The sequence below is a fragment of the Methylobacterium sp. BE186 genome (genome assembly GCF_031457035.1).
GTDB lineage: Bacteria > Pseudomonadota > Alphaproteobacteria > Rhizobiales > Beijerinckiaceae > Methylobacterium > Methylobacterium segetis.
In genome coordinates this window covers 1-6,151 of record NZ_JAVDVV010000055.1, presented here as the reverse complement: position 1 = coordinate 6,151, position 6,151 = coordinate 1, and the positions used below count along the sequence as shown (strand labels likewise).

Here is a 6,151-nt window from a genome sequence, read left to right as displayed (position 1 = left end):
TGATCGACGTCCCAGGAGCGAAACACCTTGGCCATGGGCCGAGTGAATCACCCCGCAGCCTCGTCGTCGAGACACTTACTCGGACGGGCTCCTAGGCGGTTCGCACCGAACGGCGAAGGCGAGGTTTGAGCCCATCAACGGTTCCTAGGAGTCGTCCGCTCTGGCGACGGTTCAGATCTTACGACCGGTCGGCAGTGTGATGGGTTTGGGCCTAACCCTAACGTGCAACGCCTTGCTGCGCAGGGAATCCGATGCTTCAAATTCTCGTCCGCCGTGCCGGTGGTCGGGAGACGACGATGCAGAGAACATCGACGAAGCGCCACATCCTGCTCAGCCTCGCGGCCGTCACGGCCGCCACTACCCTGCCGAACCTGTCGCTTGGGACCGCCCGTGCAGTCGAGCCCGCCGCGTCTAGGCCCAGAGAGCGCCAGCCTATCGAGGCCGAGAGCTTCCGCGTTCCAACGCAGGATCCCGGCATCACGCTCTACGTTCGAAACAAGCGTCCGGCAGGCATGAGCGCGTTTCCAGCCGAGAAGATCCTACTCTACGTTCACGGAGCGACCTACCCCGCCTCGACGTCATTCGATCTGCCGCTCAACGGGCTCTCGATGATGGATTATCTGGCGGCCCAGGGCTACGACGTCTACCTCGTCGACCTGCCTGGCTACGGCTTCTCTGACCGGCCAGCGCAGATGAGCGCGCCCGCGCAGGACAACAAGCCCTTCATGCGCACCCCCGACGCGGCACGTGCCGTCGGTAGCGCGGTCGACGCCATCCTGAAGCGGCGCAGTGTGGACAAGCTCAATCTGATGGGCTGGTCGTGGGGCACTTCGACTATGGGGCTCTTCACGAGCCAGAACAACGACAAGGTGAACCGTCTGGTGCTCTACGCGCCGCAATGGCTTGCCAAGGCACCACCGAACCTCGGTAATTCCGGTCCGCTCGGCGCATATCGCAGCGTTTCGCGAGACAGCGCGAAGGACCGCTGGCTCAAGGGAGTGCCAGAGGACAAGAAGGCCGACCTGATCCCAGCAGGTTGGTTCGAGCAATGGGCGGACGCGACCTGGGCGACTGACCCGGTCGGCGCCGCGCAGAGCCCGCCCGTGCTCCGGGCACCGAACGGCATCATCGCGGATTCCCAGGAATACTGGCAGGCTGGCAAGCCGCTCTACGATCCTAGCCTCATCCGCGTCCCGACCCTTGTCATCCACGCGGAATGGGACGCGGACCTCCCGAGCTATCAGGCTCAGGAATATTTCACGAAGCTAACCGCGACGCCCTACAAGCGCTTCGTCGAGCTCGGCGAGGGCACACATACAGTGATGATGGAGAAGAACCGCATGCAGTTCTTCCGCGAGGTCGGAGCCTTCCTGAACGAGATTGATCCCGTCGCGCTCAATTAGCCGCATCTCCTGAACAATGAAGCCTGGAGCCCTCAGGCTTCATCTCTTGATCTGTGCCGCTGCAAATTTCGCGGACGGGCCTCTCGAAGAGTAGAGCGTGGAGGTGAGACCAAAATGCCGAACCAGCGCAGCACCGAGCTTTCGCAACCAGCAGCCACTTCCTGCCGCGTAGAGAACAGACGCTTTGACTTGATGGAGCAGTGCTGGAAATGGTCTCCATCCACACGCGAGCACGAGGGCGGAGCAACGATGAGTAAGCCTTGTAGATCAGTCTTGCCGCTAACCGCTGGCCCCATGAGTTGACGAGTGATCACACCACGCGTGGAGGAAAAGCCATGGATGAGGACCGATTCAACATTGAATTGCGCAAATTCCTGAAGGAGGTCGGGGTCACCTCCCAGCGCGAGATTGAGCGTGTCGCTCGCGACGGCCTAGCGCAGGGCAACACCCTAACGCTTCGCATGACCCTCACAGCCGAGAATGCACCTCTCAAGCATGTCGTTGAGCGAACGATCTCACTGGGCGAGGATCCAAGCAGCTCCAGCTGAGAGCGTGGGCGCGCGCAGGGTGCCGGACGCCCCACCGGAGTGCACTCAGACGTCGGAGCAATGAGCATCGCGACATCGGCCGCAACACTCCAGATAGCTCTGGAATGATCTGCACCGAACTCGCCTCGCACCCGCCCATCGTTCATGTCCGGACGGTGCTCTGGCAGAAGGGATGGGTCATCGACAGTCAAATCTTGGAGTATTGAAGTGAGCGCGGCCGCCGACGCCCGGGACGCCCGCATCCGATTGGCCTGTTGCCTCGGCATGCTCGCAGTCGGTGTTAATGGCACCGCGATCATGGCTGCGTTGCCGACCATGCGTGCGGATCTCGCTCTCGGTCCCGAGGAGGTGACCTGGGCGGTGAATAGCTATTTGCTCATGTCTGCTGCCTGCATCATCCTGGGCGGCAAGGCTTCGGACTGGATTGGGGCACAGCGCGTCGCCTTGGTAGGTTTGCTCCTTTTCGGCGTCGCCTCGGCCGCGATCGCTGCAGCAACGGGTCCTGGGCTGCTCCTGGCTGGGCGCGCGGTTCAAGGGCTGGGGGCAGCTCTCGCTGTGCCCGCGACACTCTCGTGCATCGGACAGGCGGCTGACCTCTCGCGGCGCGCTACTGCCTTGAGCGCCTGGGCGGGAACGCTGATGCTCGGGTTCAGCCTCGGGCCACTCGTCGGCGGCGCGCTCACGCACGCGATCGGGTGGCGGAGCGTGTTCGGGTGCACCGCCGTCGCCTTGATCGCTGCGGCGATCCTGCTTCTGACTGCTCGAACAGGAGAAGAGACGCCTGCGTCGAGACGGCCGTCACAGATTGATGCGGGGGGCTTCCTTCTTCTTGCCGTTCTGATGGTGTCGGTCATCCTTACGCTCAACGGCCTGCCGCGGGTTGCGCAGGCGCCGATCCACGTTGCCCTGCCTTTCGCCGCCGCAGCAGCGGCATCCATCCTGTTCGTGCGCGTCGAGCGACGTTCCGCCGATCCGTTTGTGGACCTCGCCCAGGTCCGGCGATCCCCGCTCTTCCTGCGGGCGGCTGCGATCGGAGCGGTGACCATGTTCTGCATCCTGTCAACGCTCCTCTACTTCAACGTCGATGCTCAAGGCACCACAGGGCTTCAGTTGAGTCCTATCGGCGCAGGGTTGGTGCTCCTGCCGCTGAGCATGGGTTTGTTTGCTTCGTCCCGGCTCGCGCCGCGAGTGGTCCGTCGGCTAGGTCCGGCCAGCGCACTCGGAAGCGCCCTCATCGTCGTAGCCGTCGCCTGCGCGGTGATCGCCGCTGCAGCGCATCACCGCTCCGAGGGGACACTCTGCGCCGGCCTGTTCCTGTTCGGAGCCGGCCTTGCCGTGCCTTATGCTACCGCCCCGCGCCTTGCTCTTTCAGCACTGCCGCCCGAAGCTGCGGGCCAGAGCTCGGGCTTGATCAACGCCTGCACATTCCTCGGAGGTAGTTTCGGCGTCACCAGCGGGGCGATCCTCTACCCGCTCGCAGGCTTCTCGGGCGTGATGACCCTCGTGGCGGCCGCGGCACTCATCGGCGCCACGCTGGCCCGAAGCCTGCCGCGCGCGGGCGCACGCTGACTGCGGCTCACGGCACCCGTGTGAAGGAGCCGTAATTGACGCTCATGGTTCCGGCTACGCGACTACCGTCGATACGCGCCGAGGTCGCGGCCCCATTCTGGAAGCGGAAGGTGAGAAGGCCCGGCGCCACGTCCGGGTTCGGGAAGGTGAGAAGAAAGGCGTCGCCCGACCACAGGGTTAGCTTGGCCGGGCGTCCTCCAATGGTGACGACGAGCCCATCGTTCGTCGCCGCGATACGGAGCTGCCCGTAGAGCGCGCCCTGGTAGACGCCTGCGTAGGCGTCCAACGGGTGTGCCATCGGCAAGGCGTCGGCAGGCGGCTTCGGGATCGCGACCAAGTTTGTCCAGGAGGCCTGTTCCGACCGGATCTCAGCCTGGAGATCCCGCCCGGATGCGCCGATCTCCCGCTCCAGGAACTCCGCGCGCACAGCCTCGGGGAAGACCGTGAGCTGCTTGTTGGCGAAGATCGCGATGCCGACTTTCAACTCCGGGATGAGTGAGACGATGGTGCGGACGCCGTTGAGGGCACCGTTCTTCTCGACGACCCGCCGGTTCAGAAAGTGGTAGCTGTCGCAACCGAGCCCCGCCGCAGCGTTCGGATCGTGCAGCGGCCCGCTCGGTCCCTCGACCATGCTGGCGGCGACGATCGCACCAAGTGTTGCGTCGGTCAGCATCTGGCGCCCCTCGAAAACGCCGCCCGCTAACAGCATGCTCATCCAGCGCGCGATGTCGGCACCCGTGGAGACGACGGCCCCGGCGCCGCTGAAAGCATCGACGTTCTCGTAAGCCATCACGCTTCCGTCGAGATCGTGTGCGGCCGCGCGGTTCTCGTCCTCGAAGAGTATGGCCTGGACCGGTCCGCTGCGCTTCATTCCGAGCGGCTCTAGGACGGTATGCGCAAGGAGCTGCGGTGCAGTCAGGCCCGCAGCCTGCGCGGCAGCCTGCTGACCGAGGAAGACGCCGTAGTTGGAGTAGGCCCACCGCTCGCGGAAACTGTGGTCGAATGGCAGGAACCGGGCGCGGCGAACCAGTTCGGCAGGCTCAAGCTCGAACTCTGTGAGGAGGTCACCCGTGTAGGCGGGCAGGCCGGTGCGGTGAGCAAAGAAATCCCGCAATGTCGCGTTCTGGGTGGCGTAGGGCACAGCGAGTTCAAGCTGCGGAGCGAACGTGGCGATGGGCCTGTCCCAGGCGACGATCCCGCGGTCGACCAGCGTTCCCACGGCCGTCGCGGCGATGAACTTGCTCACCGACGCGATCTGAAATCGCGTCTGTGTGTCAACCAGCGCCGTTTTCCCGACTTCACGCACACCGTAGCCCCTGACGAAGACAGGGCCATCGGATTTCGCGACGGCGATGACCGCGCCGGGCACCGCGTAGTCTACCAGCGCCTTCTGCACGAACTGATCGAACGTGCGGCCGTTCACGACCCGGGTCAGCGCCTCGACGGCGGGCTCATCAGCATTGGCGAGGCCGGTGCAGAGACAGAGTGCAAGAGTGACGAGCGAGACGAAAGGTATGCGGCTCACCGGTCACGCTCCTTCCGCACCCGGGCACCAGTGCTGGCCGGTGGTGCGCCTCGGCGGCTCAGTCAGAGTGCAGCTCTGGCCAAGGTCGTGCAAGGAACGATGCTTCGATCTCGCCAAGGGTGCGGAAAGGACGGAGCCGGCAAGCCAATGCGGCTGCGCTTTCAGCGAGTCATCAAAAGCACGCCGCCAGCCATGACCAGGAACGTGATGAAGCCGGCGACCGCAACAATCCGGCTCACCTGTGTTCGCTCCGCCAATCCGTCGACGGGCTGGGCAGATCCGTCCTGGGCCGGCAGGCCAACGGTCGTGAGCGAACGAGCGGTAGCGCTCGTGAGCTCTCGCGGTTGGTGAGAGATCTCGCTGGCAGGCTCGCTTGGAAGCGCCAGGGGATTGCTCACAGAAGGCGGACCTTCGGCACGCGACACTGTGAGAAGCGTTTCTTCGAGCTCAACAGGCACCCCAGCCTCCTCGATCTCGAGCACCAACAGCGCGATGTCCTCGGCGCTCAGCCCGTCCATGGGCAGGGCCGCCAGCAGGTCCTCTGGCGAGAGCCGACCCTTTTGCTTCCCGAAAGCGATGAGAAGGTTCAGCGTGTTGCGATCGATGTGGGCGGCCAACAGACTTCGCCTCCTCGCCGATTTGTTGCGGGTCCCTGGCCAGAGGGCTAGCGGATGAGTGGGGCTTCTTCGTGTGTCGTAGGCCACCAGCCTACCCGCACGTGCGATCGGGCGGCCACCGCCTTCCGAAGGCCCGCGAACTTATCCGGTCGCAAGCGCCCATGTGGTCAGCGACGTTTGGCCAGAGCCGCGGCAGATATCTCTGGCGGTCCGGCCAATTATCATTTGATAAATACGCTCAGCGCACATGCATTTAACTATTTTTTAACTCACATCTGCTTGTAATTGTCTTGCCCAGCCAGGGTGAGCGCGGCGCACAAGACGCCACTTCGTCGTGTAAACACGGCGATATGTTCTGCGCTGCCCTGATGGTTGCAGCGAAAGGGGAGCAGCGATGTCTAAGGTTCTCGTCGTCACATCGGGCAAGGGCGGCGTCGGTAAGACGACCACCACGGCGGCCCTCGGGGCCGCCATCGCGCAGAGCGGAAA

6 protein-coding genes are annotated in these 6,151 nt (G+C 64.1%); 4 read left to right on the top strand and 2 right to left on the bottom strand.

Annotated elements, in window-relative coordinates; all coding sequences use genetic code 11:
* Positions 1 to 251 precede the first annotated feature (251 nt).
* From J2X36_RS26590 to J2X36_RS26580, 3 genes are all read left to right on the top strand, one after another.
* Complete coding sequence (locus J2X36_RS26590) at positions 252 to 1,403, top strand: alpha/beta fold hydrolase (RefSeq protein WP_310355210.1); 1,152 nt, start codon at positions 252 to 254, stop codon at positions 1,401 to 1,403.
* A 335-nt stretch (positions 1,404 to 1,738) separates the two neighbouring features.
* Positions 1,739 to 1,951: a DUF6494 family protein gene (locus tag J2X36_RS26585; protein ID WP_132256626.1), complete on the top strand. Its 213-nt coding sequence runs from the start codon at positions 1,739 to 1,741 to the stop codon at positions 1,949 to 1,951.
* A 207-nt stretch (positions 1,952 to 2,158) separates the two neighbouring features.
* Positions 2,159 to 3,520, top strand: coding sequence for an MFS transporter (locus J2X36_RS26580; protein ID WP_310355208.1), 1,362 nt, complete (start codon positions 2,159 to 2,161; stop codon positions 3,518 to 3,520).
* Positions 3,521 to 3,527: 7 nt separating this feature from the next.
* Here the strand turns inward: J2X36_RS26580 and J2X36_RS26575 are convergent, their stop codons facing one another.
* Together J2X36_RS26575 and J2X36_RS26570 are read right to left on the bottom strand one after the other, a co-directional pair.
* Positions 3,528 to 5,045: a serine hydrolase gene (locus J2X36_RS26575; protein ID WP_310355206.1), complete on the bottom strand. Its 1,518-nt coding sequence runs from the start codon at positions 5,043 to 5,045 to the stop codon at positions 3,528 to 3,530.
* A gap of 161 nt (positions 5,046 to 5,206) precedes the next feature.
* Positions 5,207 to 5,662: an RNA polymerase sigma factor region1.1 domain-containing protein gene (locus tag J2X36_RS26570; protein ID WP_310355205.1), complete on the bottom strand. Its 456-nt coding sequence runs from the start codon at positions 5,660 to 5,662 to the stop codon at positions 5,207 to 5,209.
* 394 nt (positions 5,663 to 6,056) lie between these two features.
* Here J2X36_RS26570 and J2X36_RS26565 point away from each other — a divergent pair.
* Positions 6,057 to 6,151, top strand: a 95-nt coding sequence (locus J2X36_RS26565) for a P-loop NTPase (RefSeq protein WP_310354346.1), incomplete at its 3' end; no start/stop codon positions are given.